Here is a 3,326-nt window from a genome sequence, read left to right as displayed (position 1 = left end):
GTCACGCAGATAAAATAGCGGGGGGCTGAGCGGGGTGGTCAAGCGGATTGCGCGGTCGTACGGGATCGTCGGGCGCGCCGAACTGGCCGCGTGGGTGCGCGGGGTCGGTTGTGGGTCGGGGCCGTGCCGGGGGGTGTCCGTCCTCGGTCGGGCGGTGCCGTCGGGTGGGATGTGGACGGTGTTGGACGCCCGACGCTGCGGGCGAACACCCCCCGGCACGGCCCCTGCTCGCCGTTGGGCGCGGCACGGCGAAGGAGGGTTGGCCGGGGATCGTCCGGCCGGTATCGCCGAGCGGATTCGCGGGGCTCGGCTCAGTGCAGGCCCTGTGCCGCGTACGCCGCCGGCGGCACGCCCACCGTCGCCGTGAAGTCGCGTACCAGGTGGGCCTGGTCGGCGTAGCCGAGGTCGGCGGCGAGCGTCGCCCAGTCGATCCGGTCGGCGGTCTCGGCGTGCTCCAGGGCCTCGTGGATGCGGTAACGCAGGATGACCCACTTCGGGCCCACGCCGACATACCCGGCGAACAGGCGCTGCAGGAGTCGTACGGACATGCCCTCGCTGCGGGCCAGTTCGGTGACCCGGCGGATGCCGCGGTCGGTGCGGGCGCGCTCGACCAGGGCCGCGGCGAGGTCGGCCTGCGGGTCGGGCCGCGGGTCGAGGGCGAGGAGGAAGGCGTCGAGGGCGGCGACGCGGGCCGCCTCGTCGTCGGGCGCGAGGACCGCGGCGAGGTCGGCGTCCGGGAAGACCTCGGGGGAGTGGACCCGGCGGCCCGTCCACCGGCTCACCGGCGCCTGCGGCGCGAAGGGGCGGAAGGCGCCCGGGCGGAACTTGACGCCGCAGACCCGGCCCCGCCCCTCCAGCTTCTGGACGAACAGGCCGTGCTGGACGCCGGCGACCTCCACGAAGGGCTCCTGGCCCTCGAAGCGCTGGAAGACGACATGGACGGCCGGGTGCGGGACCACGTGCGAGACGTACGGCTCGGGCAGGTCCCAGTCGATCAGCCAGTAGTGCTCGACGTACCGGCGCAGCGGTGCGGCGGCGTCCGGGCGGCGGAAGTCCACGCGCGCGAGGAAGTCCGCGGCGCCGACGATGCCTCGGGTGTCACGGCGTGGGGTGGCCATGTCCGGATCGTAGGACGCGGCACTGACAACGCCCGGAATACCGGGAGCCCGCCCCTCGTTTGCCGGTATAGTTTAACGGTCAACAACTTGGAGGTTGAGCGACCATGCAGTTCGGACTCTTCAGCGTCGGCGACGTCACGCCGGACCCGACCACGGGCCGTACGCCGACCGAGCGCGAGCGGATCAAGGCCATGGTCGCCATCGCGCTGAAGGCCGAGGAGGCCGGCCTGGACGTCTTCGCGACCGGCGAGCACCACAACCCGCCGTTCGTCCCGTCGTCCCCGACGACCATGCTCGGCTACATCGCCGCGCAGACGGAGAGGCTGATCCTCTCCACCTCCACCACCCTCATCACCACCAACGACCCGGTGAAGATCGCCGAGGACTTCGCGATGCTCCAGCACCTGGCCGACGGCCGGGTGGACCTGATGATGGGCCGCGGCAACACCGGCCCGGTCTACCCCTGGTTCGGGCAGGACATCCGCCAGGGCATCAACCTCGCGATAGAGAACTACGCGCTGCTGCGCCGCCTGTGGCGCGAGGACGTCGTCGACTGGGAGGGCAAGTTCCGCAGCCCGCTGCAGGGCTTCACCTCCACCCCGCGCCCGCTGGACGGCGTGCCGCCCTTCGTCTGGCACGGCTCCATCCGCTCGCCGGAGATCGCCGAACAGGCCGCCTACTACGGCGACGGCTTCTTCCACAACAACATCTTCTGGCCCGCCGACCACACCAAGCGCATGGTCGAGCTGTACCGGACCCGGTACGCGCACTACGGCCACGGCACGCCCGAGCAGGCCATCGTCGGCCTGGGCGGCCAGGTGTTCATGCGGAAGAACTCCCAGGACGCGGTGCGCGAGTTCCGCCCCTACTTCGACGTCGCCCCGGTCTACGGCCACGGGCCGTCCCTGGAGGACTTCACCGACCAGACCCCGCTGACCGTCGGCTCCCCGCAGCAGGTGATCGAGAAGACGCTCGCCTTCCGGGAGTACGCCGGTGACTACCAGCGCCAGCTCTTCCTGCTGGACCACGCCGGGCTGCCGCTGAAGACCGTCCTGGAACAGATCGACCTGCTCGGCGAGGAGGTCGTGCCGGTGCTGCGCAAGGAGTTCGCGGTCGGCCGCCCGGCCGACGTGCCCGAGGCGCCCACCCACGCGTCCCTGCTCGCCACCGCACGGAAGGAGACCACCGTATGAAGCTCGTCGTCGTCTCGGCGGGGCTGAGCGTGCCCTCGTCCACCCGGCTGCTGGGCGACCGGCTGGCCGCGGCGGTGGCCCGGCACACCCCGGCCGAGGTCGAGGTGGTCGAGCTGCGCGACCTCGCCGTGGAGATCGCGCACAACTTCACCAACGGGTTCCCGGGCCGCGCCCTGTCCGCCGCGCAGGACGCGGTGGCGGGCGCCGACGGACTGATCGTCGTCACCCCGGTGTTCTCCGCCTCCTACAGTGGGCTGTTCAAGTCCTTCTTCGACGTCCTCGACAAGGACGCCCTGGAGGGCAAGCCGGTGCTGATCGCGGCGACCGGCGGCACGGCCCGGCACTCCCTGGTGCTGGAGCACGCGCTGCGTCCGCTGTTCGCGTACCTGCGGGCCGTGGTCGTGCCCACCGGCGTGTACGCCGCGTCGGAGGACTGGGGCGCGGAGGGCCTGGACGGACGGATCGAGCGGGCGGCGGGCGAGCTGGCCGCGCTGGCGGCGGGCCTGTCCAAGCCCCGGCCGGCGCGGGACGACCTCGAGGTCGTGCCCTTCGCCGACCAGCTCGCGGCACTGGCGCCCGGCGGCCCGTCCGGGCTCGCCTGAGGCGGCCCGCGACCTACGGTGAGAAGACGGTAGGCGTACGGTCGTGGTTGCCTCTGTGACGGTGAGAGCGCGGTAAAAAAGGCCGATCGTAGCCCAGCTCACCCGGCTGAACCGCGCCCGCCCTTGGCAAACTGGTCCCGTGCCCCAAACTGTGCTGCTCGCCGAAGACGACCGCGCCATCCGTCACGCCCTGGAACGCGCCCTGACCCTGGAGGGCTACCAGGTCACCGCGGTCGCCGACGGCGTCGAGGCGCTGGCGCAGGCCCACCGCACCCCGCCCGACGTGCTCCTCCTCGACGTGATGATGCCCGGCATCGACGGCCTCCAGGTCTGCCGGGTGCTGCGCGCCGAGGGGGACCGCACCCCCATCCTGATGCTCACCGCGCTCGTCGAGACCGCCGACCGCATCGCCG

General features: G+C 72.2%; 4 protein-coding genes. 3 read left to right on the top strand and 1 reads right to left on the bottom strand.

What is annotated here, in order from left to right:
* Window positions 1–311 precede the first annotated feature (311 nt).
* The gene (locus M8J74_RS41960; protein ID WP_249841427.1) at window positions 312–1,118 is read right to left on the bottom strand and encodes a helix-turn-helix domain-containing protein; all 807 of its coding nucleotides are present in this window, start codon (window positions 1,116–1,118) and stop codon (window positions 312–314) included.
* A 104-nt stretch (window positions 1,119–1,222) separates the two neighbouring features.
* Between M8J74_RS41960 and M8J74_RS41955 the strand changes: the two genes are divergently transcribed.
* From M8J74_RS41955 to M8J74_RS41945, 3 genes are all read left to right on the top strand, one after another.
* A complete protein-coding gene (locus tag M8J74_RS41955; RefSeq protein ID WP_249841426.1) occupies window positions 1,223–2,311 on the top strand; it encodes an LLM class flavin-dependent oxidoreductase in 1,089 nt (362 codons plus the stop codon).
* Window positions 2,308–2,913 (top strand): FMN reductase, encoded by a 606-nt coding sequence (locus tag M8J74_RS41950; RefSeq protein ID WP_249841425.1) that lies wholly within the window; start codon window positions 2,308–2,310, stop codon window positions 2,911–2,913. The genes M8J74_RS41955 and M8J74_RS41950 overlap by 4 nt, the downstream gene beginning before the upstream one ends.
* Before the next feature lie 139 nt (window positions 2,914–3,052).
* The coding region (locus tag M8J74_RS41945) for a response regulator (protein ID WP_249841424.1) at window positions 3,053–3,326 on the top strand (274 nt) is incomplete at its 3' end.

Origin of the sequence: Streptomyces panaciradicis (assembly GCF_023516615.1) — a bacterium.
Taxonomy (GTDB): domain Bacteria; phylum Actinomycetota; class Actinomycetes; order Streptomycetales; family Streptomycetaceae; genus Streptomyces; species Streptomyces panaciradicis.
This window is presented reverse-complemented; position numbering and strand designations above follow the sequence as displayed.